Annotated in this window: 21 protein-coding genes; 16 read left to right on the forward strand and 5 right to left on the reverse strand. The window is 48.4% G+C overall.

Annotated elements, in window-relative coordinates:
• Positions 1 to 5 precede the first annotated feature (5 nt).
• The 9 genes from folC (at position 6) to O9X78_RS07975 (ending at position 9813) form a co-directional block, all read left to right on the forward strand.
• Positions 6 to 1283 (forward strand): bifunctional tetrahydrofolate synthase/dihydrofolate synthase, encoded by a 1278-nt coding sequence (folC, locus tag O9X78_RS07935; protein WP_269619101.1) that lies wholly within the window; start codon positions 6 to 8, stop codon positions 1281 to 1283.
• 21 nt (positions 1284 to 1304) lie between these two features.
• A complete protein-coding gene (locus O9X78_RS07940) occupies positions 1305 to 1946 on the forward strand; it encodes an SPOR domain-containing protein (protein ID WP_269619103.1) in 642 nt (213 codons plus the stop codon).
• Positions 1947 to 2032: 86 nt separating this feature from the next.
• Positions 2033 to 2557 (forward strand): CvpA family protein, encoded by a 525-nt coding sequence (locus O9X78_RS07945; RefSeq protein WP_269619104.1) that lies wholly within the window; start codon positions 2033 to 2035, stop codon positions 2555 to 2557.
• A gap of 35 nt (positions 2558 to 2592) precedes the next feature.
• Entirely contained in the window at positions 2593 to 4113 is a 1521-nt protein-coding gene (purF, locus tag O9X78_RS07950; RefSeq protein ID WP_269619105.1) for an amidophosphoribosyltransferase, read from the forward strand.
• A 45-nt stretch (positions 4114 to 4158) separates the two neighbouring features.
• On the forward strand, positions 4159 to 5370 hold the full coding sequence (locus O9X78_RS07955) for an O-succinylhomoserine sulfhydrylase (RefSeq protein WP_269619106.1): 1212 nt from the start codon (positions 4159 to 4161) through the stop codon (positions 5368 to 5370).
• Between the two features lie 3 nt (positions 5371 to 5373).
• Positions 5374 to 6288, forward strand: a complete 915-nt coding sequence (locus tag O9X78_RS07960; RefSeq protein WP_269619107.1) for an AAA family ATPase — start codon at positions 5374 to 5376, stop codon at positions 6286 to 6288.
• A gap of 2 nt (positions 6289 to 6290) precedes the next feature.
• Complete coding sequence (locus tag O9X78_RS07965) at positions 6291 to 7247, forward strand: DUF58 domain-containing protein (RefSeq protein WP_269619108.1); 957 nt, start codon at positions 6291 to 6293, stop codon at positions 7245 to 7247.
• Between the two features lie 9 nt (positions 7248 to 7256).
• Entirely contained in the window at positions 7257 to 9236 is a 1980-nt protein-coding gene (locus O9X78_RS07970) for a transglutaminase TgpA family protein (RefSeq protein WP_269619109.1), read from the forward strand.
• Complete coding sequence (locus O9X78_RS07975; RefSeq protein WP_269619110.1) at positions 9229 to 9813, forward strand: mechanosensitive ion channel family protein; 585 nt, start codon at positions 9229 to 9231, stop codon at positions 9811 to 9813. The genes O9X78_RS07970 and O9X78_RS07975 overlap by 8 nt, the downstream gene beginning before the upstream one ends.
• On the opposite strand, the gene O9X78_RS07980 is transcribed toward O9X78_RS07975, so the two are convergent.
• Positions 9810 to 10406: a TetR/AcrR family transcriptional regulator gene (locus O9X78_RS07980; protein WP_269619111.1), complete on the reverse strand. Its 597-nt coding sequence runs from the start codon at positions 10404 to 10406 to the stop codon at positions 9810 to 9812. The two genes, O9X78_RS07975 and O9X78_RS07980, sit on opposite strands and share 4 nt — an antisense overlap.
• A gap of 150 nt (positions 10407 to 10556) precedes the next feature.
• Here O9X78_RS07980 and O9X78_RS07985 point away from each other — a divergent pair, with 150 nt between their 5' ends.
• From O9X78_RS07985 to O9X78_RS08005, 5 genes are all read left to right on the forward strand, one after another.
• A complete protein-coding gene (locus tag O9X78_RS07985) occupies positions 10557 to 11624 on the forward strand; it encodes an efflux RND transporter periplasmic adaptor subunit (protein WP_269619112.1) in 1068 nt (355 codons plus the stop codon).
• A gap of 18 nt (positions 11625 to 11642) precedes the next feature.
• On the forward strand, positions 11643 to 14705 hold the full coding sequence (locus O9X78_RS07990) for an efflux RND transporter permease subunit (protein ID WP_269619113.1): 3063 nt from the start codon (positions 11643 to 11645) through the stop codon (positions 14703 to 14705).
• A 207-nt stretch (positions 14706 to 14912) separates the two neighbouring features.
• Positions 14913 to 15269 carry a YibL family ribosome-associated protein gene (locus O9X78_RS07995; RefSeq protein WP_269619114.1) on the forward strand — a complete coding sequence of 119 codons (357 nt, stop codon included), beginning with the start codon at positions 14913 to 14915 and terminating at the stop codon, positions 15267 to 15269.
• A gap of 62 nt (positions 15270 to 15331) precedes the next feature.
• Positions 15332 to 16276, forward strand: a complete 945-nt coding sequence (locus tag O9X78_RS08000) for a pirin family protein (RefSeq protein WP_269619116.1) — start codon at positions 15332 to 15334, stop codon at positions 16274 to 16276.
• A gap of 279 nt (positions 16277 to 16555) precedes the next feature.
• On the forward strand, positions 16556 to 17329 hold the full coding sequence (locus O9X78_RS08005; protein ID WP_269619117.1) for a CheR family methyltransferase: 774 nt from the start codon (positions 16556 to 16558) through the stop codon (positions 17327 to 17329).
• A gap of 98 nt (positions 17330 to 17427) precedes the next feature.
• On the opposite strand, the gene acnB is transcribed toward O9X78_RS08005, so the two are convergent.
• Entirely contained in the window at positions 17428 to 20055 is a 2628-nt protein-coding gene (gene acnB / locus O9X78_RS08010; RefSeq protein ID WP_269619118.1) for a bifunctional aconitate hydratase 2/2-methylisocitrate dehydratase, read from the reverse strand.
• Between the two features lie 209 nt (positions 20056 to 20264).
• Here acnB and O9X78_RS08015 point away from each other — a divergent pair, with 209 nt between their 5' ends.
• Together O9X78_RS08015 and O9X78_RS08020 are read left to right on the forward strand one after the other, a co-directional pair.
• Positions 20265 to 20732 (forward strand): DUF1289 domain-containing protein, encoded by a 468-nt coding sequence (locus tag O9X78_RS08015; protein ID WP_269619119.1) that lies wholly within the window; start codon positions 20265 to 20267, stop codon positions 20730 to 20732.
• A 106-nt stretch (positions 20733 to 20838) separates the two neighbouring features.
• A complete protein-coding gene (locus O9X78_RS08020) occupies positions 20839 to 21447 on the forward strand; it encodes a MiaE family protein (RefSeq protein WP_269619120.1) in 609 nt (202 codons plus the stop codon).
• 30 nt (positions 21448 to 21477) lie between these two features.
• Here the strand turns inward: O9X78_RS08020 and O9X78_RS08025 are convergent, their stop codons facing one another.
• The 3 genes from O9X78_RS08025 to O9X78_RS08035 form a co-directional block, all read right to left on the reverse strand.
• On the reverse strand, positions 21478 to 22047 hold the full coding sequence (locus tag O9X78_RS08025) for an ANTAR domain-containing response regulator (protein WP_269619121.1): 570 nt from the start codon (positions 22045 to 22047) through the stop codon (positions 21478 to 21480).
• A 5-nt stretch (positions 22048 to 22052) separates the two neighbouring features.
• Entirely contained in the window at positions 22053 to 23354 is a 1302-nt protein-coding gene (locus tag O9X78_RS08030; RefSeq protein WP_269619122.1) for a CmpA/NrtA family ABC transporter substrate-binding protein, read from the reverse strand.
• A 640-nt stretch (positions 23355 to 23994) separates the two neighbouring features.
• Positions 23995 to 24726, reverse strand: a complete 732-nt coding sequence (locus tag O9X78_RS08035) for a UDP-2,3-diacylglucosamine diphosphatase (RefSeq protein WP_269619123.1) — start codon at positions 24724 to 24726, stop codon at positions 23995 to 23997.
• Positions 24727 to 24728 lie beyond the last annotated feature (2 nt).

Genomic DNA, 24728 nt, shown 5'->3' on the forward strand with positions numbered 1-24728 from the left:
ACTCTATGAGGTTTACGCAGGTCGATGAGTGGTTGCGATGGATGGAAACCCAACATCCCCGTGCTATCGATCTTGGTCTTGAGCGGGTTGCGCTAGTCGCAAGCCGTTTAGACATCAATTTAAAGATGCCCGTTATTACAGTGGCGGGCACGAATGGCAAAGGGTCTTGTGTGGCCTTAATGTCAGCCATACTTGGCGCAGATGGTTATCGGGTCGGCGCCTATACTTCTCCCCATATTAATCAATATCACGAACGCATAGTCGTTGCTGGCGAGCGCGTTGATGATAATTCCTTGTGTACTGCTTTTTCTGTGATTGACGAAGCGCGAGGCGACACGTCATTAACGTATTTTGAATTTGGTACGCTGGCCGCCTTACTTGTTTTTCAACAGCAATCAGTCGATGTTGCGGTTTTAGAAGTTGGCTTGGGCGGTCGATTAGATGCGGTCAATATTGTTGACGCAGACGTGGCGATCGTCACTTCTATTTCGATTGATCACGAGGCGTGGCTGGGAAACGATAGGGAAACAATCGGCCGTGAGAAGGCGGGGATTTTTCGCACAAAGCGCCCGGCGATAATTGGTGAAAGCACACCGCCGAAGTCCGTGTTGGATTACGGTAAAAAACTAGGTGCAACGCTTATTTGTCGTGGTGCGCAGTTTGACGCTCAACAAAGTGCAGATGGGTGGGCGTGGAAGGGGCAGGCCGCGAACGGAGATCCGCTGTCTTATTTGGACTTGCCAAAGCCGCCTATTTTTATCGACAACGCGGCCACTGTGTTGCAAGCCTTGCAGTATGTGGGATTGCCGGTGTCCTATACCGCGATCAAGCAGGGTTTAGGTTCTGTTAAGATTGCCGGCCGCTGTCAGCATGTTCAGTACCGTGGTATCGATGTGGTGTTGGATGTAGCTCATAACCCTGCATCGGTGCAGATATTAGTCGATCATCTGGCGGCTAATCCTGTGTCGGGGCGGAGTGATTGTCTTTTTGCGGTAATGGCTGATAAGGCGATAACGGATATAGTCGCTATTTCAATACCGTGTTTTGATCATTGGCATTTGGCGCCACTAGAGAGTAACGATCGCGCAGCAAGTACAGTCAGTGTGAGCGCGCTGCTAGCTTCAATGAATGTTGATTCGGTGTCGGTGGCAAACTCGTTTGCTGGCTGTATGAATACTGCCATGTCAGGTTTGTCGGCAGGGGATCGGTTAGTTGTATTTGGGTCTTTTTTCACCGTGGCTGCGGCCATGGCAGAATTAGCTGATTTAATCGGCTTAGAATAACCAGGTTTTAGGAGTCCGATTATGATGAGGCAACGCTTAGTTGGCGCTTTAGTATTATTGTGTGGCGGAGTAATTCTTTGGTCACTGCTATTCACGGGCCCGGCTGCTTATAAGCTAGATAGGGACACCCAAATACCAGATGCACCACTGGTTGATCCTGTCATTGATTCCGCGCCACAAAAGCCTGAGGGTATCGCGTCAGCGGACACGTTATTAGTACCACCGCAGCCTATATTGCCGGTTTCAGACGACGACGGTCGTGGCGCTGGCGTCAAAGCCGAGGCTGCGAATATCCCTGATCCGGCCGATTCACCGACAAAAACGGCAAGTGTGGCCAAAACAGCGCCAGTAGTGAAAAAAGAAACCGCCGTAAAAGCGGTACCGGGTCCAGTCGAAACGAGAAAGTTAGATGATAATGGTCTGCCGCCAGCCTGGGTTGTTCAGGTGGGCGTGTTTGGTAGTCAAGCTAATGCTGAAGGATTGAAAAAATCTCTTCAAGGCGCGGGCTACAAGGCGTTTGTTGATCCGGTTCAGCGTAATTCTAAAACGCTTTACCGTGTATTGGTTGGGCCGGTTATTAGCAATGAAAAGGCCGTGTCGCAGCAAGCGGCCATTAATAGAAAGTTTAATGTGAAGTCAATTGTTAATCGATTCGAGCCTTAGTTGGCAGACAAAGTAAAATCTTACTTGGGCTGCAGCCTTTGGCTTGTTAGAATTCGCGTCTTGAATTTCCGCGGGAGCCAACCACGGTGCTAAGCACGTTCAACTGGGCTGATTGGGCCATTCTTGCCGTTGTGTCAGCATCGGCGCTCATCAGTTTAATTCGCGGTTTTGTAAAAGAAGCCCTTTCTCTGCTGGCGTGGGCGATTGCATTTTTTGTGACGGTTGCCTTTCATCCTCAAGCGGTCGCCTTTTTAGAGGCGCTGATAGACAAAATCTATTTGCGCGAGATACTCGCGTATATCCTCCTGTTTGTGGCGACCTTGGTAGCGGGAAGCTTGATCACCTATTTTATTGTGGTCTTGGTGAAGCGCACAGGCTTGAGTGGTACTGACCGATTGCTCGGTATGATTTTTGGCACTGCGCGTGGCTTGATTGTTGTGTTGGCTGCGCTGGTGTTGCTCCCGTCACTCCTGACGGGAGTTGAAAACGATCAGTGGTGGAAGGAATCCCAACTGATACCTGAGTTTCTGTTGATGAAGGACTGGTCAGAGCAGAGCTTCAATGATGTGGTTAACTGGGGCTCATCGTTATTGTCGAGTCAGAGTAATTAACCCGTTTGATCTTCGTCCTAATGAGGTAGTACTGCATGTGTGGCATCGCCGGTATAGTCGCTAAGACTAATGTAAACCAAGATTTGTACGATGCGTTAACGGTGCTGCAGCATCGTGGTCAGGATGCCGCTGGTATCGTAACCTTTGAACATGGAAAATTAAATCAACGCAAGGGCAATGGTTTAGTAAAAGACGTTTTTCACACTCGCCATATGCAGCGCTTGATGGGCCATATTGGCATCGGCCACGTTCGTTACCCCACCGCAGGTAGCTCCAGTCCGGCCCTAGCTCAGCCTTTTTACGTTAATTCACCCTACGGTATCAGCCTTGCCCACAACGGTAATTTGACCAATGCGGCGGAATTGTCAAAAGAGTTATTTCAATCTGATCTGCGCCATTTAAATACGGAATCGGATTCAGAAGTACTGCTTAATGTTTTCGCCCATGAGTTGCAGAAACTAGGCAAGCTAGTACCCGCTGCAGACGATGTGTTCGCCGCGGTTAGCGGTGTTCACTACCGTTGTAAAGGCGGTTATGCCGTTGTGGCGATGATTGCGAATTACGGCATTATTGGTTTTCGCGACCCCAACGGTATTCGTCCTCTGGTTTATGGGGTGCGTGAATCGGCGCTGGGTAAAGAATATATGCTGGCGTCTGAGAGTGTTGCGCTGGATGCATTGGGTTATAAATTAATCGGTGATGTCGCTCCCGGCGAAGCGGTGTTTATTGAAACCAGTGGCGAAATACACGTTAGGCAGTGTGCAGAGGTGAGCGAGTATCGGCCCTGTATTTTTGAACACGTTTATTTTGCTCGTCCAGATTCTATTATGGACGGTATCTCAGTTTATAAATCTCGTTTGCGTCAGGGGGAGCGCTTAGCGGAAAAGATTCTGCGCGAATTCCCTGATCACGACATCGACGTTATTGTGCCCATACCAGACTCCAGTCGTATTGCCGCACAATCTATGGCGGCGAAATTGGGCGTTAAATTCCGCGAGGGTCTGGTAAAGAACCGTTATATCGGCCGTACTTTTATTATGCCCGGTCAGAGCGCTCGCAAAAAATCAGTAAAACAAAAGCTAAACGCTATTGGCTTGGAATTTAAAGATAAAAACGTCATGTTGGTGGATGACTCCATCGTACGTGGTACCACCTGCCAACAGATTATTGAAATGGCCCGTGATGCCGGCGCACGCAAAGTGTATTTCGCTTCTGCGGCGCCACCGGTGCGTTACCCCAATGTGTATGGCATCGACATGCCATCGGCAAGTGAGCTAATCGCCCACGGTCGTACGCCAGAAGAGGTGCAGGTAGAAATCGGTGCAGATTGGTTGCTGTACCAAGATCTCGATGACTTGATAAGCTGCTCTTCTGAGGGTAATCCGAAAATAAGCAATTTCGAGTGTTCGGTGTTTGATGGCAGCTATGTGACAGGTGATGTCGATCAAGCTTACCTTGATAAGTTGGCGGCTGATCGCAATGACGATTCGCAAAGTGAGCGAAATGCGGTTATGGGTGAAGGTGCATTGATCGGCTTGCATAACGACGTATCATAGGGACTTAATTATTTCCGCGCTGAGTGACGGGAGCAAAATTTAATAATGACCGAACAAGAATATCTGGCCCAGCGACAGGCGGTACTGGCGGAAGCTGAGCTTGATACCCGCGCCGTCCGAGCTGGTCAAGTTCGTACCGCTGAAGGCGAACACGCTGAGCCAATTTTTATGACCTCAAGCTATGTGTTTGCTTCGGCCACTGAGGCGGCAGCGCGTTTTTCGGGTGAACAAGCAGGAAATGTGTATTCCCGCTATACCAATCCGACGGTAAGAACCTTTGAGGATCGCATTGCGGCACTTGAAGGCGCTGAAATGGGCGTGGCGACAGCATCAGGAATGGCGGCCATTTTAAGTACCTGCATGGCCTTGCTGCAGTCTGGCGATCACATTATTTGTTCGCGCAGTGTATTTGGTACAACTACTATGTTGCTTACTAAATATCTGGGTAAGCTCGGTATCAGCTCGACGTTTGTCTCTCCCATCCACGCGCAAGAATGGCAAGACGCCATAACGCCGAATACCAAGATGCTATTATTAGAGACACCGTCTAATCCCTTGTCTGAGATCGCCGACATCCGCGCTTTGGCGGATATCGCGCATCAGCACAAGTGTTTGTTGGTGGTAGATAACTGCTTTTGCACGCCCGCATTACAACAGCCTCTCGCCTTGGGTGCAGATATTGTTGTGCATTCAGCGACCAAGTATTTGGATGGCCAGGGGCGGAGTGTAGGTGGCGCTGTTGTTGGTCGTCGTGAGCAAATGAATGAGGTTCTTGGTTTTATTCGCACCGCTGGGCCTAGTATGAGCCCCTTCAATGCGTGGGTGTTTCTAAAAGGCTTAGAAACGCTGAGACTCAGAATGATGGCCCACAGCAGTAACGCGCTGGAATTAGCCTCGTGGTTGCAACTGCAACCCGGCGTCAAGAAAGTGTATTACTCCGGCTTACCCGACCACCCCCAACACGAACTGGCGGCATCTCAGCAAAAAGCCTTTGGCGGCGTGCTTTCGTTTGAGGTTGGTAGTGATAAAGACGCCGCGTGGCGATTTATAGATGCAACCCGCTTAGTGTCGATTACCGCGAATTTAGGCGACGCCAAGACGACGATTGTTCATCCTGCAACGACCACCCACGGCCGATTAACCGTTGAGGAGCGCCAGCAAGCGAATATAGCGGATAATCTTATTCGGGTGTCTGTTGGCTTAGAAGATATTCAAGATTTACGTAAAGATATGCAGCGCGGCTTGGACGCGCTGTAGAACATGGATATCTTTGCGCAGATAACACAGGAAATTTCTCGGGTCGTTTTAGGCAAAGATCTACAGGTGCGTCAAGCACTGTGTTGCCTGTTGGCACGTGGTCACTTGTTGATCGAAGATGTGCCGGGCGTTGGTAAAACGACCTTGTCTCAGGCCTTTGCGAAAGTGACGGGGCTAGAATATCAGCGCATACAATTCACCAGTGATTTGCTGCCTTCGGATATTCTTGGAGTGTCGGTTTTTGATCGTAATAGCAGTGCCTTCCATTTTCATCCGGGGCCTGTGTTTACCCAGTTTTTGTTGGTAGACGAAATTAACCGCGCCAGCCCAAAAACCCAAAGTGCACTGCTCGAAGCTATGGCGGAAAAACAGGTAACGGTTGAAGGTGCAACGAGGGCCTTGCCTAATCCGTTTTTTGTTATGGCTACCCAAAATCCGTGGTTTCAATCCGGCACATTTCCCTTGCCCGAATCCCAACTAGACCGATTTTTGATGCGGATTTCTTTAGGTTATCCAGACGAAAAATCTGAGCGTCGTCTATTAGCTGGTGGAGATCCTCGGACTATCATCGGTGAGCTAAGCGCTATGCTGAGCGCAGAGAAAATTATTGGCCTGCAGTCAATGGTCGATAAGGTAGAACTTAGAGATAGCGTATTGTCTTATGTGCAGAGGTTAATAGCTTTTTCCCGCCAAGACTCTCATTATGCTTTCGGCCTTTCCACGCGCGCAGCGTTGGCTTTAATTCAGGCCGCCAAGGCATGGGCGATGTTGGCTGGGCGGGACTATGTATTGCCGGATGATATTCAAATTTTATTAGAACCTGTCGCAGCTCATCGTCTCAAACCCGCCGCTGATAGTCAGGAAGATGGTCCGGATTTGATTAAAAGGCTGCTGTCTCAGGTGCCGGTCGTGGTGTAGTTATGGCGGGCAAAATTAGCGCGTTTTTTCGTAGTCGTTTCGACATCTGGCTGGAAAAGCGCAGCCCACCTTGCAGTGAAGTTTTATTAAATCAGCGTGGCATTTTTATTATTCCGTCCCGCGCTGGTGGTGCTTATTTATTGATGTTGTTTGGCTTGTTGCTGCTTGCCATTAATTACCAAAACAACCTGATCTTTGCACTTACGTTTTGGTTGTTTAGTATTTTTTTGGTTGCCATTCTCCATACTTTTGCAAATCTTTCGGGTATTACCTTGCGAGCTGGTGCCGCTGAACCGGTTTTTGCAGGGCAGTCTGCCGCCTTTCAATTACACCTAGACCCGGGACAGCGCGATCGCCATCGCTTGTATTTGGGGTTTGCAGATCAGACAGAAGTGGCATGTTCTGTACCGTCAGATGTTGGCGGCGCGAGTGTACTCTTAACTTTTCCGACGACAAAGCGGGGTGCGATGCGTCCAGGTCGGATGACAATTACGACACGCTATCCACTCGGCGTTTTACGCTGTTGGGGAACACCTAAATTAGATTGGCATTGTTTGGTCTACCCAAAGCCGAGACGCTTACGGCCGTTGGTGAATAGCGCTGCGGAAGGAGAGGGCAGTATTCCCAATGTCGAACACGACAGTGACGAATTTAGTGGCTTTCAGCGCTATCAGCCGGGACAATCACCGCGACGAATATTTTGGAAAGCTTACGCAAAGGGGCAGGGTTTACAGAGTAAGCAATATGAGCAATCTCAGGCAGATGAGCTGATTCTTGATTGGGATGCGCTCGATGGTCTTGATGCAGAAGAAAGACTAAGTACGCTATGTGCGTGGGCGCTAGACTGCAATACCAGTGGCTTGTCATTTGGTTTAACAATACCGGGAGTAAGAATCACCGCCGCCAGCGGCGACGACCAACTCTCGCGCGTGCTACGCGCGCTGGCCTTGTACAAGTAGATGGCTATTATGAATGCAGCGGAAAATCGTCATGCGGTCATTTGGCTTTTGCTTGCGCAACTGTTTGCGATACTCCCTTTAGTTGCGGTTTTGCCGTTTTGGATTGTAGCGGTGTGGTTTGCTGCGGCGTGGTGGTACTGGCGCATTCTCACCTTTGGCTGGTCGTTTCCTATAGGTCCAATTAAAGGTTTACTTGCAATTGCGGCGACGATTGCAGTGTATCTATCGTTTTCGTCATTGTTTGCAATCGAAGCGATGGTAGCAGTGCTTGTTCTCGCTCTTATTTTAAAATTACTCGAACTAAAATCAGAGCGCGATCATTGGCTAGTGCTGATGCTCAGCTATTTTGTGGTGGCTTGTGGCTTATTATTTTCACAACAAATAGTCGATGTTGTTGTGAGCTTGCTGCAAGTTGCTGTCTTACTGATCGCGCAGCAGGCGTTGAACCGTGATAAAACTTCGGCGGTGACAATGCTGCGATCGGTGTCGTTGATGGGGCTTCAGTCAATACCTTTAATGCTGCTGTTGTTTGTGATTTTTCCGCGAATAGGCCCGCTTTGGACCATGCCCTTGCCTGGTGGTGAGGGCAAAGTGGGAATGTCGGATTCTTTAGAATTTGGCGATATCGCCAAATTAAGCCAATCTGGCGAGTTGGCATTTCGGGTTAGATTTGAAGGCGACTTACCTAATTTAGAAACACTGTATTGGCGAGGGTTGGTCTTAGATCAATTCGACGGTCGTCGTTGGAGTCGCAATGCCTGGCCTGCCCGAAACAAAATACCCTCGCCTGTGATCGCTGAGCCGAAGATTAAGTATACGGTGACCTTGGAGTCGGGCCCGCACGAATGGTTGTATGCACTGCCATTAGCGGATATCAATAGAGCTGATATTTACTACAGCGCTCAACATCAGTGGCTGAGTAAACGGCCCATTAGTGGCCGAGTGGAATATACTGCAAGCAGTAATTTTGCGCAGAAGCTCGATGATAGTGCTGCGTCACAACGCCAAAACCTCCAGTTAGGCAGCCGTAGTGATAATGCGCAAGCACGCGCGTTAGCGTCTACATGGCAGGACACCTTAGCCGATCCAAATGATAGGGTGGCCGCTGCCATTCGCTTTTTCGAAACAACTCCCTTTGTGTATACACTTACACCTCCCATCCTCGGACAAAATAATGTTGATGAGTTTTTATTCACAACGCGACAGGGTTATTGCGAGCATTTTGCCGGTAGTTTTGTATTTTTAATGCGCGCCGCGGGAGTGCCGTCGCGTATCGTTGTTGGCTACCAAGGCGGTGAATTTAATAAGCGTGATGGTTATCTTTTGGTTCATCAGTCTGATGCCCATGCATGGGCGGAGGTCTGGCTAGATGATCGTGGCTGGGTGCGCGTCGATCCAACAGCCACTGTGGCGCCTTCTCGAATAAGACTTGGAGCGGAAGCACTCCTAAGTAGGCAAAGTGGGTATTTAAAAGATTCGCCTATGTCGCTACGTCGTTTTGAGTGGGCAAACCGCTTACGCTATTTTGTAGACAATATGAATTACGCGTGGGCGCGCTGGGTGTTGAATTTTGATAGCGATACACAGAATAGTTTTTTACGCGGAGTTTTAGGAGAGATAAGCCCGCAGCGAATGCTCATTGCAGTTGCTTTCGTCGGTGGCCTACCTTTGGCAGTAGTGGCATTTTTTAGTTTACGTCTACCGCGCAGGCATAGTGACGATGTGCCGGCACGGTATTACTTAAACAGTTGTCGCGCGCTGACCCGACGGGGATGCGCGCGTAAGACAGGTGAAACCCCAGAAGATTTTCTTGCGAGGGTCAATATTGAGCAGCCCTGCTGGGGTGCTTGGTTGTCAATGCAAACACAGCGATTTAGTGCCTGCAGTTATTTGCCTAAAGATAGTGCAAGCTATCAGGATAATTTGAGACAATTGCGACGTCACCAAAGTCCACGTAAGTGGTTAGATTTGAGAAAAATAGATGAATGAGTCGTTGATTACCAAAATTGTCCTTGTGTTATTTTCTGTCGCTTTGATCTTCTATTTAAATCGGCTTGTGACGGGGTTTTTACTTAAGTTCGCCCAAAAAAACCGTATGTCAGCGCTGCGTCTTGGTTACGTGAGAAAGGCGATTAATATTGGTTTTTTGCTTCTAGGTTTTATTTTAATTTGCTTTTTATTCGGCCTAGGTTATCAGCAAGTCTTTATATTCCTATCATCGTTCTTGGCGGTATTGGGTATCGCCTTAGTGGCGCAGTGGTCAATTTTAAGTAATATCACCGCCGGCGTTATTATCTTTTTCGCCTTTCCATACCGCATTGGTGATCGTATTAAAGTGGTTGATAAAGATGATGATATTACTGGACAAGTTGTAGAAATTGCCTTGTTTCATGTACTTATTCGGCGTGACGATGGCAGTACAGTAACGTATCCGAATACGATAATTTTACAGAAAGCGGTGATTAAACTAAATGGTAACGCGAAGCAGTTGAAGATGGATGAACCGCTAGCAACTGTCTCGGAATCTAGCGCAGCAGCGCAGAAAAAAGAGGATCCACAGTGCTAGGCTCTGTATGCTTTGTAGAACAGCCTTGCGCAATCTGTGGCATATTTCTTGAGCTCAGCATTCGATTTGCTCTTTTTTAGACCTAATACGCGTCTAAATTGTGATTCACACACTATCATCGAGATTAGTTGACCAGACGCGATTTCAATATCCTCAATAATGAGTGTGCCCAATTCATTTTGCTCGCTGAGGTACTTACTGAGTTGGGCGCGGATTTTCCCTGGACCCGCTTCCCAAAATAATTCACTAACCTCTGAATGTCCCGCTTCCGCTACACACACTCTAAACATGCCTATGGCATCATCGCTAGTGAGCAGGGCCGTTAAATGGGTGCAAAAGAAAATCAGATATTCCTCACAGTGCATGGCGTGTTTGATTTTATCTGGAGCAAGATCATATTCGTCGCATTTACAGTCAATGGCGGCGGTGAATAATTGCTCTTTATTTCCAAAGTGGCTGTAAACTGTTTGCTTGGACACACCCGCAGATTTAGCAATTTCTTCCATGCTGACTTTTTTGAATCCATCGCTAATAAACAGTACGCCGGCAGCATCGATAATTTGACTGCGCTTTTCCTCGCTTTTTAGTCTCACGCGTTTTTCTTGCACTGTGTTGTTTGCCTTCTACATATTGCTCGGCGACGGAGGTTGCCGAGCTGTAATGCTAATTTATATAAAATAGACTGGACAGTCCAGTATGGTTTATCTATATTCGAGCTGTTTACAGTATTTCGAGTATTAGTTATGCAGCGGTTCATTATTTTGGCTGGGTTTTTCGCGATGATTTGGCTTGCGCCATTCGGCGCACGTGCCGAAATCACTATTCATAGCGTTAGTAGCTCGGTTGTAGAACGATTGCCGGCATACGAGGCGCAGCGCTTGTTTGCTGGCAGAGTGGTGGGCAGTCAGCGGGCTGATATCGGCTTTGAGCTTGCCGGAAAAGTTGCGGAAGTATTGGTGGAAGATGGTCAACAAGTAAACGCAGGGGACATACTCGCGCGATTGGATACCCGATCTTTAGACATAGAAAGGTCGGAATTACTTGCCGCAAAACGAGAGGTCAGTGCGAGACTAGAGCAGCTAGACAAAGATGTGCTTCGATTCCGAAATTTACGTGAGAGCGGCTATGTGTCAGTCGGCCAGCTAGACGAGCTTGACTCTCGGCGCAGTGCAACAGAAGCGCAGCTCTCTCAGGTTGATGCTCGTTTAAAGGGCGTAGCCTTGCGATTGCAAAAGTCTAATTTGACTGCGCCATTCAGCGGGGAAGTATCTACTCAGAATTTAGAAGAGGGCGTTTTGGTTAGTGCAGGGCAGCCCTTGATGCAGTTAGTTGTTACTGGCAGTACCGAGGCGGTGTTTGGCCTTTCTGATCGTTTAGGGCGAAATCTTACCTATGGTCAACAGCTTGTCATTTCTGGTGATTTTGGCCGGTGGCCGGTATCTGTTGTTTCAGTCGCCCAAAACTTAGATTGGCGAACTCAGACGAGGGCCGTGCGGGTTCAATTACCACCTGAGACGTCAGCAGTTGATGGCAATACGACTTACTTACACTTTCCTGAAAAACGTCAGATTGAAGGGTTTTGGTTGCCATTGTCGGCTTTGTTACAAGATGTAAGGGGAACGTGGGCAGTCTATTTTCTCGCGCCCGCCGATGACGGTTTGTATCAATTAAGAAAGCGGTCAGTGCAGCCTGTTTATCAATATGAGGGGCTGGTCTACGTCGACGGTGAGTTACAGACCGGGGATAGGGTGGTTACGGCAGGCCTGCACACGCTGTCGCCGGGACTGCATGTCAGTCTAGCGGCTGAGTAATTCGGTATGATCTCTAAAATGCTGACTAATCCTCGCATGGTTGCGCTTTTGACCGCTCTTATACTTGTGGCTGGCCTTGCGGCCGTCGCCAGTTTACCGCGACTTGAGGACCCTCACCTTGTCAATCGTCACGCAATACTAGTGACGCCTTTTCCTGGCGCGAGCGCAGAGCGAGTGGAAAGTTTAGTTGCTGAACCACTTGAAAATGCTATTCGTACGGTCCCAGAAGTTTTTCATATCACCTCCCATTCTAGTGGTGGTGTGTCTGTGATAGTTGTACAGCTGGAAGATGCCGTAATGCAAGATGACGGGGATCAGCTTTGGGCGGAATTAAGAGACAAAATTCAGCAGACCGCGCGTCAACTTCCCGATGGAGCAGGCGAGCCGTATTTGGATACTGATCGTCATTCCGCGTTTACGTGGATTGGTGCGCTATCGTGGCGGGGAAGCGGGCCAGCAGATTTAATGCGCCTGGGTCGCTATTCCGATGAGCTGGCAAGCAGGTTAAGAAACATAGCCGGTACAGACATCGTAGAAATTGTTGGTGCACCAGCTGAAGAAGTACAAGTCAAAGTGGATGTTGTTAAGGCGGCTGCAGTTGGCTTGGATGTACCGAAAATTGCAGGAATACTTCGCGACAGTGACGCGAAAACGGCGGCTGGCGAACTGACCAATGATCAACAGCGTATTTCTATTGAATTAATTGGCGGCTTTGATGCCGTTGAGCGCATTAAGCGCACGCCAATATTGACCTTTCCAGACGGTGGATCTCTCCAACTGCAGGATATTGCTCAAGTTTACCGTGGAGAGCCAGACGTCCCCAGAGATATGGCAATAGTGAGTGGTGAGCGTGCCGTCGCAATTGGATCTCGGATGTTGCCTGATATGCGAGGTGATCGTTGGACAGCCAAGCTGCAAGCAGAGGTCGATGATTTTGCGGCAACATTGCCTGATGAGATCATGCTGAAAGAACTGTTTGTTCAAGAGCGCTATAACGATGTACGTTTGAGCGATTTAATAAATAATATCTTGCTTGGTTTTCTTTTTATATTCGCGATTCTACTAGTCACCCTAGGTTGGCGATCTGCTGTGATTGTTGCCCTATCTCTGCCATTGACGATGCTGTTTTCTCTCGCTTGCATGAGGATGACTGACTTACCTATTCATCAGATGTCGGTGACCGGTCTGATCGTGGCGTTGGGCATTATGGTCGACAATGCGATTGTTGTTGCCGACACTGTAATGCGATACCGCCGTGACGGTTATTCCGCTACCGCAGCTGCCACAAAAGCACTTCGTCATTTATGGGTTCCTTTGCTTGGGTCAACCTTGACGACGATTTTGACCTTTATGCCGGTAGTCCTTATGGCAGGGCCGGCAGGTGAATTTATCGGTCCATTAGCTCGTGCGGTAATATTCTCACTGATTGGCTCTTGGGTGATCTCCCTTTTTATTATCGCGCCCGTGGCTGGGAAATGGTTGTCAAATACTCAGGCAAGCGGGGTAGGTGCTCCGCGCCTAAATAGTTGGTTTCGTAGCTCACTGTCTTGGGTTCTGCTTCGTCCTCGACGGATGATGTTGGTGGCTTGCATACTACCGGTGTTGGGTTTTATCACCGTTCAAACTTTACCGGAACAATTTTTCCCTCCCTCTGATCGCGACATGATAAACCTCGAGATCTATCTGCCCGCTGGTAGTAGCATTGAGCACACACGACTCGCGACAGCACAAGTTTCCGAAGTGATAAATCGTCATCCTGAAGTGGCGTCCTTACATTGGTTTATTGGCCGCAGTGCACTGTCGTTTTACTATAACTTGACCAATACCAAGGATGGCGCATCTAACTACGCGCAGAGCATGATGACAATGGTTGACTTTACGCAAGCCAATCGTTTAATCGCGGTGTTGCAGAGGGAGCTGGATGAGGCTTTTCCAGATTATCAAATTATTGTACAGCGTCTTTCTCAAGGCCCGCCCGCTAATGCGCCGGTCGAGCTACGTTTGTATGGCAGCAGTTTACCGCGCTTAAAATCTATGGGTGATGAGTTGCGCCGAATTGCACTGGAGACAGAGGGTGTTATCCACGTGCAGGACTCCCTTGGCCAAGCTGTGCCGAAAGTGTGGCTGGACATTGATGAGAGTGAAGCGCAGCGCAGCCAAATTGGGCTTAAAGATATTTCATCCTTACTCGCCGCGAGTATTGACGGCGTTGTGAGCAGTAGTATGTTGGATGGTACGCAGCAGTTGCCAGTACGTGTGTCCGGTGCTGGTGTAAAAGAGACCAGTATTGAAAAGTTAATGGCCTTTCCGCTAGCGCTGCCATCGGGCCCAAGACCGTTGTCAGCGCTAGCCAATGTGGAGCTGCGGCCGGCACAGGCAAAAATATCTCGACGCGATGGCCTACGCGCAAATATGGTGGGGATATTTATTAGAGATGATGTGCTGCCCTCAGAGGTTCTAGTAAGTATAAAGGCGCGATTAGCGGCTGAAAATTTTGAGGTGCCAACAGGCTATACACTTGAAATTGGTGGTGAATCAGAAAGCCGCAACGAGGCTGTTGGTAATCTCATGGGCAGCGTTGGAATTATTTTAGTTCTGCTCATAGTCACTGTAGTGATGGCATTCGACTCTTTTCGGCTATCGGCACTGGTATTTGCGGTGGCGTTTCAGTCGGCGGGAATGGGAATGCTCAGTTTGTGGCTTGGCCAATATCCTTTCGGCTTTACTGCAATTATCGGTTTGATGGGTTTGATGGGGTTAGCAGTTAATGCCGCCATCGTAATTTTGACAGAGTTAAAAGCCTCACCTTTGGCTATGGCTGGCGATAAGGCCGAGATTGTATCTATTGTCTCGGTGTGCACAAAGCATATTAGTTCGACAACAATAACCACAGTGGCCGGACTCATTCCTTTGATTTTATCTGGCGGCGGGTTTTGGCCGCCATTCGCAGTCGTTCTGGCAGGAGGCACGGTTTTGACCACAATTTTGTCGTTGTTCTTTGTGCCCGCTGCGTTTTTGGTCCTGAGAAAGCCATACGTGCTGAAGTATTTACCACAACGATCAGGTGCCGATGCGAGTTAAGCCTGTCATCCATATTTAGTTGCTGATATCTATTCTCGACACCGCCATCGAATTCACCGCTAGGCTCCAATCTAAATGGGTGAGCAATACGAGAACCTGATGGCTTTATCGCTGTTTACTTCCTAGATATTGTTATACTGCTGCCATTAATGACGCATGTCGAAAGACGTTTTAGGATGTCATTTGAAAATTTGATGAGAGCAGGCAATGAATTTAAACAAAGATATCCAGCAATTAAACAATAAACTAGACCTTCTGCGACGGAAGTTAGATGACGCAAAGGCCAAGGATAATCAGCCTTTGGTTCTCCAATTTAAGCGAGAACTGGCAACAGTGAACAAAAAGATCGCTAGTATTAAAGGTATGCAGAGTCGTAATAATTCTGCGCAGGGTGAGATACTGAAGGCCATGGCATTTTCGCGCGCGTTGACTAAAGTTGAACAAGCGGACATGGGTAAGTTCAAAAAATCTGTCCGAGGTTTAGTTGTCGTTCACCCGTTGACTACATTAGGTAAAGAAATGGGTATTTCGGAAGTGACTGGCTACGCGCCAAAACCATTTTAAAACACAGTAGATATTGTTGATTCCTGAATTCAAATGCGAACTTAGCATATAGCGAGGCGAGTATGAGCGTATCAGACCAGGCAAGCGAAGCATCAAATTCGAGTGGTTGTCCAGTAAGAGTTGGTCGGCCTGAGAGCAGCCGTATTGGCGGCGCAAAAAAATTACTCGGCACCGGTATGACTATCGAAAGGTTTTTGCCGAGTAAGCACCTTCGAATGATCGGTGCGTGGACATTTTTAGATCATATAGGTCCGGCTGATATTAGTGAGAGCAGCGGTGTTCAGGTTGGTCCCCACCCGCATACGGGTTTGCAAACGTTTACATGGATGATTGAGGGGGAATTGCTGCACCGAGATTCCCTTGGCTATGAACAATTGATTCGTCCTGGGCAGGTAAACTTAATGACTGCCGGAAAGGGAATTAGTCATTCGGAGGAGTCTCCCGACGGTCGTCCGTCAGCGTTTCATGGCGCTCAATTATGGATAGCGCTGCCTGAAGAGCATCGATTCATCGATCCAGCGTTTGAACACTTTCCTGACTTACCAAAATTGCAGTTATCTGGCTTAGATATAACCGTCATTGCCGGGAACGCGTTCGGATTAAGTGCGCCAGCGAAATTTTATACACCACTGATGGCTGCGGATTTTTTCGCAGCTCAAAGTAAGCTGGCGGTTTTAGCGCTAAATCCTGATTTCGAATATGGCGTTCTGGTTTTGGATGGGCGAGTAAATGTAGTTGGTGAAAATTTAGATACCACCGAGTTGCTTTATCTATCTTGCGGGCGTAGTAGTCTTGAAATAATTGCCGATGAAGGCAGCCGTTTTTTACTCATTGGCGGCACGCCATTTAAGGAAGATGTGTTGATGTGGTGGAATTTTATCGGTCGCACTAAGGAAGAAATTAGTGGCTTTGTTGCTGACTGGAATAGTGGTGAATCTAAAGACTTCGGAAAGGTAGTAGGGTATCCAGGGGAGAGTTTGATGGCGCCTCTAGCGCCGTGGGGGTAGTAACATTTTTGCCTCCGCTATTTTGGGTTTTCGGTAAACGTGTTAACCCTAAAATAATAATCGAATTGCATTTACATATACTGCGTTGGCGACATTCCTGTTTCATCTTTGGGTGGGCGATTTCTTTTTATGAAAAAAACGTCACTAGGACAAATCGCCCTTAGCTAACTGAGCTACGGTTGCGTAGTCGGTGACGCTGTTCGATTTCTCTAAAAGTATTTACTAATATGCGTTAACGCAGTTATGGTTTATTGAATTTTTAACTTGAGTAGCGAACAAATGTCTGAAAAACAGCCAGCCCCAGTTCGCTTGCGCCCAACCGTAGGTGACGTAATCGGTACAACAGCCTTTTTCCGCAATAGAGTTCTTAATGAAACGCTACTCAATGAATTACTGATTGCAGGTGGTAAAGAGTATTCGATTTTATTTCATGCTTGCTCGATCGGCGCTGAAGTTTATAGTTTTTTGATTCAGTATCTGGTGGGTGGCTTCGATAAACATTTTATTGTTTCTTGTTTTGCTACCGATAAGCAGCCCGACTTTGTTAGGTTTGCTGAGCAAGCCCATTTCCCACTAGAGGTACTGCAGGGTTGTTCGGAGAATGAGCGAGCGTATTTTGTGGTGGATGGTGGCACGGTGTCATTAACAGACAAGGTAAAACAGTCTGTTGAGTTTTACGCCGCATGTGACTTTACGGACTTTGAACCAGAGCGCAGTTTTGATGTGGTGGTACTACTTAACGCATTGGTTTACGTGTCTGCGGATATACAGGCTAAAGTATTTGACCGTTTGAGTTCGTATAATAATTGCTGGTTGGTGACGTCGGGGTTCCACCAAAAAAGTATCAAAGATGATCTGCAGCGGAACGGCTACATGCCGATTGAAACCGCGATGGAAGAAATTCATATGAGCTGGACTGACCGTCTTTCGTCATCACCAGTGCCTCCCGAAGCGTTGCCACCCAATATATTCACAGATTGGTCTTTGCCAGTCTTTAGTGAAGTTAAAGACTATAAATATCGTTTCTGTGCTCTATTCCGCAAGCAAGAATAGCGAATGTCTTGTTAGCTTGAAAAAGCAGTATTGCGTTTGATATTCGAATAATAAAAAAAGCCGCCCGAAGGCGGCTTTCTCAACGACTTACATCGTTCTTACATAGTTACTTCAGTGATTTCTACCGAAGCAATACGCTTACCTTCTTCGGCACCTTTTTGGAAAGACGCAATTTGATCAAAGTTCATGTAGCGATAAATCTCGCCTGACATGGCATCCAAGTCTTTGCAGTATTCCATATACTCAGCCGGCGTTGGCAGGCGGCCCAGTATCGCGCCAACCGATGCCAGCTCGGCAGAGGTCAGGTAGACATTGGCACCGTTGCCAAGGCGGTTAGGGAAGTTGCGCGTTGAGGTAGACAGCACTGTCGCACCATCTGCAACACGTGCTTGGTTACCCATGCACAATGAACAACCTGGCATTTCGGTGCGCGCGCCTGATGCGCCGAAAATGTTGTAGTAACCTTCTTCCATCAGCGTGTGCTGATCCATTTTAGTCGGTGGCGAGATCCACAGGCGGGTATTCAGCGTGCCTTTGTTGGCATCGAGTAGCTTACCAGCTGCGCGGAAGTGACCAATATTGGTCATGCAGCTACCGATAAATACTTCGTCTACTTTGTCGCCGGCAACTTCAGACAGTAATTTTGCATCGTCTGGGTCGTTAGGGCAGCAAACAACGGGCTCTTTCAGTTGGTCAAGATCGATTTCGATAACTGCAGCGTACTCGGCATCTGCATCGCCTTCTAACAGGCTTGGGTTAGCCAGCCATGCTTCCATATTGGCAGCGCGACGCTCAAGAGTACGTGGGTCGCCGTAGCCTTCGCTTACCATCCAACGCAGAAGAGTGATGTTCGAGCGCAGGTATTCAGAAATTTCTGGAATGCCTTGCTTAATGGTACAGCCAGCAGCTGAACGCTCAGCAGACGCGTCAGACAATTCAAATGCCTGTTCAACAGTCAGGCCAGCCAAGCCTTCAATTTCAAGAATACGGCCAGAGAAGATATTCTTCTTGCCTTTTTTCTCAACGGTCAGATGACCTTCTTTGATTGCTTGGTAAGGTATGGCGTGAACTAGGTCGCGTAGGGTAATACCAGGCTGCATTTTGCCTTTAAAGCGAACCAGTACTGATTCAGGCATATCCAGTGGCATAACGCCGGTAGCCGCAGCAAAAGCAACCAAACCAGAACCTGCTGGGAAAGAGATACCCATGGGAAAGCGAGTGTGGGAGTCTCCGCCGGTGCCGACAGTATCAGGCAGCAACATACGGTTTAGCCAGCTGTGGATGATGCCGTCGCCAGGGCGCAGAGAAACACCGCCACGGGTCATAATGAAGTCCGGCAGGTTGTGCTGGGTATCGATGTCGATTGGCTTGGGGTATGCCGCAGTGTGGCAGAACGACTGCATGGTCAAATCGGCAGAGAAGCCCAGACAGGCCAGATCTTTCAATTCGTCGCGGGTCATTGGGCCAGTAGTATCTTGCGATCCCACCGTGGTCATTTTAGGTTCGCAGTAAGTGCCGGGACGAATGCCTTGACCTTCTGGTAAGCCACAGGCGCGGCCGACCATTTTCTGCGCTAGCGTGTAGCCTTTCCCGGTGTCGGCGGGCTGCTCTGGCAAACGGAATAGGGTAGACGCGGGTAAACCCAATGATTCACGGGCTTTCGTGGTTAAGCCGCGACCAATGATCAGGTTAATACGGCCGCCAGCGCGCACTTCGTCTAGTAATACGGGCGATTTAAGCTCAAAGGTGCTCAACGTAGCGCCAGTTTCGACGTTTTTAATAACGCCGTCGTAGGGGCGGATTTCAATTACGTCGCCCATGTTTAGTTCGTCAACAGGCGCTTCGAAAACCAGTGCGCCAGCATCTTCCATGGTGTTGTAGAAGATCGGTGCGACCTTGCTACCGATACATACACCGCCAGAACGCTTATTAGGTACGCCAGGCATATCGTCGCCGAAGAACCACAACACCGAGTTGGTCGCTGATTTACGTGAAGAACCAGTACCCACAACATCACCGACGAAAGAGATCGGGTGGCCTTTTTTCTCAAGTTCTTTGATCAATGTTAGCGGGCCAACGCTGCCTTGTACGTCTGGCTTGATGCCATCTCGTTCCATTTTGAACATCGCCAGCGCATGAAGCGGGATGTCTGGACGTGACCATGCATCGGGTGCAGGTGATAGGTCATCGGTATTGGTTTCGCCGGTGACTTTAAATACGGTGTTTACAATGCTTTCTGGGACTTCTGGGCGGTTGGTGAACCACTCGGCGTCGGCCCAGCTTTGGATAACTTCTTTAGCAAGCGCGTTACCTGCTTTAGATTTTTCTTCTACATCGTGGAAAGCGTCAAACATCAGCAGGGTGTGCTTGAGTTCTTTTGCTGCAGCTTCTGCTAATTCTTCGTTGTCGAGGAGGTCAACGAGGGTAATGATGTTGTAGCCGCCGTGCATATTGCCAAGCAATTTTACCGCGTCTAATTTGCTGAGTAGTGGGCTGCTAGCTTCGCCTTTAACGATGGCGGATAGGAAGCCAGCCTTAACATAGGCTGCTTCATCTACACCTGGCGGTACTCGGTTGGAGATCAGGTCAACGAGTGTCTCTTCTTCACCGGCAGGTGGGTTTTTCAGTAGTTCAATAAGTCCCGCAACTTGTTCAGCGTTCAGCGGCTGTGGAACTATGCCTTGCGCGGCGCGTTCGTCAACGTGTTTCCGGTATGCTTCGAGCACAGTGTAACTCCTCTTTTCAGTTTCGGTACCCGTATCCGCCGGGATCGCCGGGGCCGGGGCTATCGATGCCCATCATCGATGCGAAATAGGGGGCTGCAAGTATACTTAAAAACCACACGGAGGTTAAGTGAATTACTGCACTTGCCAGCGCTTGCGGCGGTAGCTTACTCTTTGCTCCCTGTCATTAATTCGATTTTTGGGAGCTTTCTTTGTCAGCAGTTATACCCCGAGTCGTAACACCATGTATTGGCGTCTGTTCTACTGCGCTGGGAGATGACGTGTGTCGTGGTTGCAAGCGCTATAGCCACGAGGTTATTGATTGGAATAGCTATACCGACAAACAAAAACAGATTATTGACGAACGCTTAGACGGGTTTCTTGTTCAAGTTATGTCGAGTAAGCTACATATTCGTGATGCCTCAATATTGCAGTGGCAGTGCCAGACCCAGCGCGTTCGTTTTCCCGCCCATAAAAGCCCTTATATTTGGCTATTTCAGCTTCTTCGCGCTGGTGCAGGCCAAATTCTCGATACCGCTCAGTTTGGGTTTGTTGTTGATTCTCCGTATCAACACGTACCATTAATAGAGCTAAGGGACATTATTGATCGAGAGTTTTATCTGCTCTCTGAAGCCTATTATCAGCGATACATCGGTATGTACCTTAAGTCTGACAATTGATTTCGTTCGCTATCGAAACAAATTAGGGCTTCGTCTGGCGTAATTCAGACACGTGGCCGGAGTTTGTTATACTGCGCCCGTTTTTCATCAGCCGGATGCCTGTGTAATGTCTGTCGATATAAGTGAGATTTTAGCATTTTTGCCCTGTGAAACGCCGCAGCGATGGGTAGAGGCCGCCTTGGCGCATCCCGAAGAAATGCTCATCGACCACGCTAATTGCGAAAAGAAAGCGGCGGGCACGGCCTTGAATTTGATGTTCCGTTACGTTGATAAGCCCGATTTATTGAGCAGGATGTCGAAATTGGCGCGGGAAGAGCTGCGTCATTTTGAACAAGTCATGGCGATTATGAAAAAACGCGGTATCGAATATCGGCATCTGTCATCCTCGCGATATGCGAATGGTTTACGCGTGGACGCCCGCACAAGTGAGCCGCATAAGCTCATAGATATTTTGATAATTGGTGCCCTGATTGAGGCGAGATCATGCGAACGGTTCGCGCGGATTGCGCCCTTGCTAGATTCCGAATTAAGTAAATTTTACACCTCGCTACTTAAGTCGGAATCCCGTCATTTTAAAGATTATTTAAATTTGGCAGTCCGCTATGCAGACGAAGATATTGCGCCTCGTATTGCCTTATTTAAGAAGAAAGAACAAGAATTAATCGAAAGCGAAGATGAGATATTTCGTTTCCACAGCGGCCCATTGGCGGCTTAACTAACACACTAGGTTAGTGCTAAGTTGCTGTTATGAAAAGGAACCCGTTTCTATTAGCTGACGGGCAATATCAGTCATGGAGCGGCCTTGACGGTTGGCGTTCTTGCTTAGTAAATCATTGGCCTGTGCTTCAGTAAGACCGTAGGTGTCTATTATAAATTTTTTGGCATTGTTTAGAATTTGCCGCGCATCGACTTCAGGCTTCAGCGCTTGTACCTCGGTTTTTAGGCGGTCAATGCTATAAAAATAACTTAATGTGATATCGATTAGTGCCTGCAGTAGGGAAGGCGGAATATCGTCTATTGCGTAAATGCTAATGCCCGCATCTGCTGCAAGACGATTTATACTTTCTGAACGACTATTCCCTAATTTTATGACTGTGCGTGGGCTTGATTTGTTGAGTTGAGCCATGTGCTCAAGGGTGTCGCGGTTGGATGAATTGGTGTCGACCAAAATAATTTCCGGGTGCATCTCGCCAACGAGTTGATATAAGTCGTTGGCGTGATTGTTCAGGTTAATCAGATCAATTCCCGTAGATGCAAATACAGGCGCAATGATGTTGGCGCGGGTATCGTCGATATCTATCAGCAATACTTTCATGGAATCTATTTGGCCTCATTTTGTGTGTTAATAAGCCGCAATGCTGGAATGTCGGCTTTGGAAAGGCTTTGTTGTTCTAAGTATTTAATAATGCCGCCGACGCTAATGACTTGGCCGTCTAAAAATTGATTCGGCCCTATGTGCTGGGATTTCGTGAGCATATTCTTCTCGTGTAAATTGCCCTCGGTTTTTCTGTCTATACTCGGACTTTCTAGTCCGATTGCCTCTGCGGCGATACGGAATAAAGCCGGTTTATAAACCGCGGCAACCGTTTCTTCGATGTTAATCGGTGTCGTTAACTGACCCCAGCGATACATTTGCGAAATAAACCATTCCGCGTGGTTAAGCCATGGAAAGTTGGCTGAGTAGCGATGGAATACGTGAAAGTCGTCAACTTTTTCGGGCATCTGCCCGTAGTGTTTTAGCGACAAACCTGTCAGTGATAAGGCGACGGTTTCTTCGGGAAGGGCGATATACGGAGCTTGGCTAATCATCTTTGCTGCAGTTTTTCGATTTTCTTTTTTATCTAGCCAAATGCAGGCTTTAATCAAAGCGCGCAAAATGGCCTGATGGGTAGCGGGGTTTTCGTTTGACCAGCTTTCGCTAACGGCAAATACCTTTTCGGGGCTGTTATTCCACAGTTGGTATTTGGTGGCCACCACGTGACCGAGCTGCTGTTGCACTGCGAGGGTATTCCAAGGTTCACCTACACAGAAGCCATGAATATCGCCGTCGGTCATTGCGCTAACCATCTTCGGCGGAGGAATCACCACAATTTCTATATCTCGATCCGGGTCTATACCCGCGCTGGCCAACCAGTAACGTAATTCATAGCTTTGGGTCGAACAGGGGTATACAACACCAAAGCGTAATTTGGGGCGCTTGCTACGCTTATTTTCTTCGACAACACATTGCAGTGCCTGCGCTGCAATGAGCGGGCTGAATTCGCTGCGTGAATCTATCGCGTATAGGTGGTCATAGAGGCCATTATTCACGGTGATCGCATTGCCGTTTAAATCCAAGACCATGGCGCTAATCATATCAATTTTGGGGCCGCCGACGCCGAGACGTGATGCCACTGGGATGGAGGCAAGCATTTGCGCGCCGTCCAGTATACCGAGGCCAACTTTATCGCGGATGCCAGCCCATGAGGTTTCCCTCGACAGGGTGACGTTAAGGCCTTCGTTGCGGAAATAGCCCTTTTCATGCGCTATTACCAAGGGGGCGCAGTCTGTGAGCGGAATGAAGCCAAGGATAATATCCGATTTTTCTAAGGCTATTCCTTTCTTGTTATTGATGATGGCCATTTACTGCTCCTTTGGCTTTTCGCTATGTTGTTTGTTCTTTGCTGCCGGTAAGTTGTAATTCGGACATTTTAATTGGCGCTACAATGGTTTTTTTTTGCCTCATTTTGGTGCGGTGCGCTCGCTTCCTCTAGCCTTGTCGGCTGATGTTCGGGGCCGAGCCTGCTTTATGGGATTGGTGAGTCGATGTGATCATACTACCTTAATACTCCAGTACGACTCGGTCTTGTCATCATCACCGGCGGCGGGTTTTCTCACCTTGCTTAGCCCGGTTCCGTCACCTTGTTTTGTTTCACCAGGTCTCTTTTCGGGCTGTGAATAGTTGATCTAAATTTATTGGCCAATCTTGTGTTCTCCTACCCCTTGGGTCGTATTGGGGCGGTAAACGCTTGTCTATAATGAACCATTCGGTTGTCGCTTTGCTGCCTTTGGGGGCGCGTCATCGAAGCACTTCATTCGCGTGCCGGTAAGTACGTTTGCACGATCTGGGCCAGATTTTTTAACTTTATGTTGTTCAAAATATACGGTGTTTTAGTTTAGGAAGGGTAGCGTGTCTTGCTCCGGCGAAACTGAAGTGACGCGCGTACCTGTCTCGGGTGATTTTTGTCCGGAACAGGTGCGCTTTGATATGTGGTTGCGAGATCTACTGATCTGAAAAAGGGCTTGAACGGAGAGTTAGAGCGTTGTTCTCGTCCGTTAGGTACCAGATTTTACTATCCCAATCACCAAGCACTATACGTTCGGCGGTCTCGTTATTGACCACGAGTGTGTGTCGGTTTGGTCTGTGAGTATGGCCATGGATTAGGCGTTTGCAGCGGTGCCTACTAAGTGCATCAATAACAGCGTCCGCGTTGACATCCATGATGTCCTCAGCTTTGTTGCTGTTTGCTTCATTGCTAGCCATGCGCATCTGTTTTGCGATGGCGCGACGCTCCTCTAGTGGCTTACTGAGAGCTGCTTGCTGCCAAGCGGGAGACCGTATCATGCTTCTAAACTTCATGTATTCTTGGTCGTCGGTACAGAGCCCGTCTCCGTGCATTAGCAGAGTTTGCTCGCCAGCTAGCGAAATAATGGTCGGGTCGGCAAGAAGTTTGCCGCCAACATCAGCGCAAAAAGCGTCGCCCAGCATAAAGTCCCTGTTGCCGTGCATGAAATACAGGGATACGCCGCGTTGAGTCAGGTCTTTTAACGCCGATTTTATAGACTCAATCAGTGGCGAGCTGTCGTCATCGCCGACCCAACCTTCAAAGAAATCGCCAAGAATATAAAGTGACTCTGCGTTCGCCGCTTTGTTTTGCAGGAATTCAAAAAACGCCCGGGTGATGTCCGGGCGCGTTTCATCCAGATGTAGGTCTGAGATAAAGAGTGTTGTCATAT

Origin of the sequence: Zhongshania aquatica (assembly GCF_027257955.1) — a bacterium.
In the GTDB taxonomy this organism is placed as follows: domain Bacteria; phylum Pseudomonadota; class Gammaproteobacteria; order Pseudomonadales; family Spongiibacteraceae; genus Spongiibacter; species Spongiibacter aquatica.

Bases quoted from the DNA above. Each gene is read 5' to 3' on its own strand.
- O9X78_RS07965 (WP_269619108.1), top strand. From the start codon at position 6,291: ATGGCGGGCAAAATTAGCGCGTTTTTTCGTAGTCGTTTCGACATCTGG.
- O9X78_RS07975 (WP_269619110.1), top strand. From the start codon at position 9,229: ATGAATGAGTCGTTGATTACCAAAATTGTCCTTGTGTTATTTTCTGTC.
- O9X78_RS08000 (WP_269619116.1), top strand. From the start codon at position 15,332: ATGAGCGTATCAGACCAGGCAAGCGAAGCATCAAATTCGAGTGGTTGT.
- O9X78_RS08020 (WP_269619120.1), top strand. From the start codon at position 20,839: ATGTCTGTCGATATAAGTGAGATTTTAGCATTTTTGCCCTGTGAAACG.
- O9X78_RS08035 (WP_269619123.1), bottom strand. From the start codon at position 24,726: ATGACAACACTCTTTATCTCAGACCTACATCTGGATGAAACGCGCCCG.
- O9X78_RS08005 (WP_269619117.1), top strand. From the start codon at position 16,556: ATGTCTGAAAAACAGCCAGCCCCAGTTCGCTTGCGCCCAACCGTAGGT.
- O9X78_RS07940 (WP_269619103.1), top strand. From the start codon at position 1,305: ATGATGAGGCAACGCTTAGTTGGCGCTTTAGTATTATTGTGTGGCGGA.
- O9X78_RS07995 (WP_269619114.1), top strand. From the start codon at position 14,913: ATGAATTTAAACAAAGATATCCAGCAATTAAACAATAAACTAGACCTT.
- O9X78_RS07970 (WP_269619109.1), top strand. From the start codon at position 7,257: ATGAATGCAGCGGAAAATCGTCATGCGGTCATTTGGCTTTTGCTTGCG.
- purF (WP_269619105.1), top strand. From the start codon at position 2,593: ATGTGTGGCATCGCCGGTATAGTCGCTAAGACTAATGTAAACCAAGAT.
- O9X78_RS07985 (WP_269619112.1), top strand. From the start codon at position 10,557: ATGCAGCGGTTCATTATTTTGGCTGGGTTTTTCGCGATGATTTGGCTT.
- O9X78_RS07990 (WP_269619113.1), top strand. From the start codon at position 11,643: ATGCTGACTAATCCTCGCATGGTTGCGCTTTTGACCGCTCTTATACTT.
- O9X78_RS07960 (WP_269619107.1), top strand. From the start codon at position 5,374: ATGGATATCTTTGCGCAGATAACACAGGAAATTTCTCGGGTCGTTTTA.
- O9X78_RS08025 (WP_269619121.1), bottom strand. From the start codon at position 22,047: ATGAAAGTATTGCTGATAGATATCGACGATACCCGCGCCAACATCATT.
- O9X78_RS07955 (WP_269619106.1), top strand. From the start codon at position 4,159: ATGACCGAACAAGAATATCTGGCCCAGCGACAGGCGGTACTGGCGGAA.
- folC (WP_269619101.1), top strand. From the start codon at position 6: ATGAGGTTTACGCAGGTCGATGAGTGGTTGCGATGGATGGAAACCCAA.
- O9X78_RS08030 (WP_269619122.1), bottom strand. From the start codon at position 23,354: ATGGCCATCATCAATAACAAGAAAGGAATAGCCTTAGAAAAATCGGAT.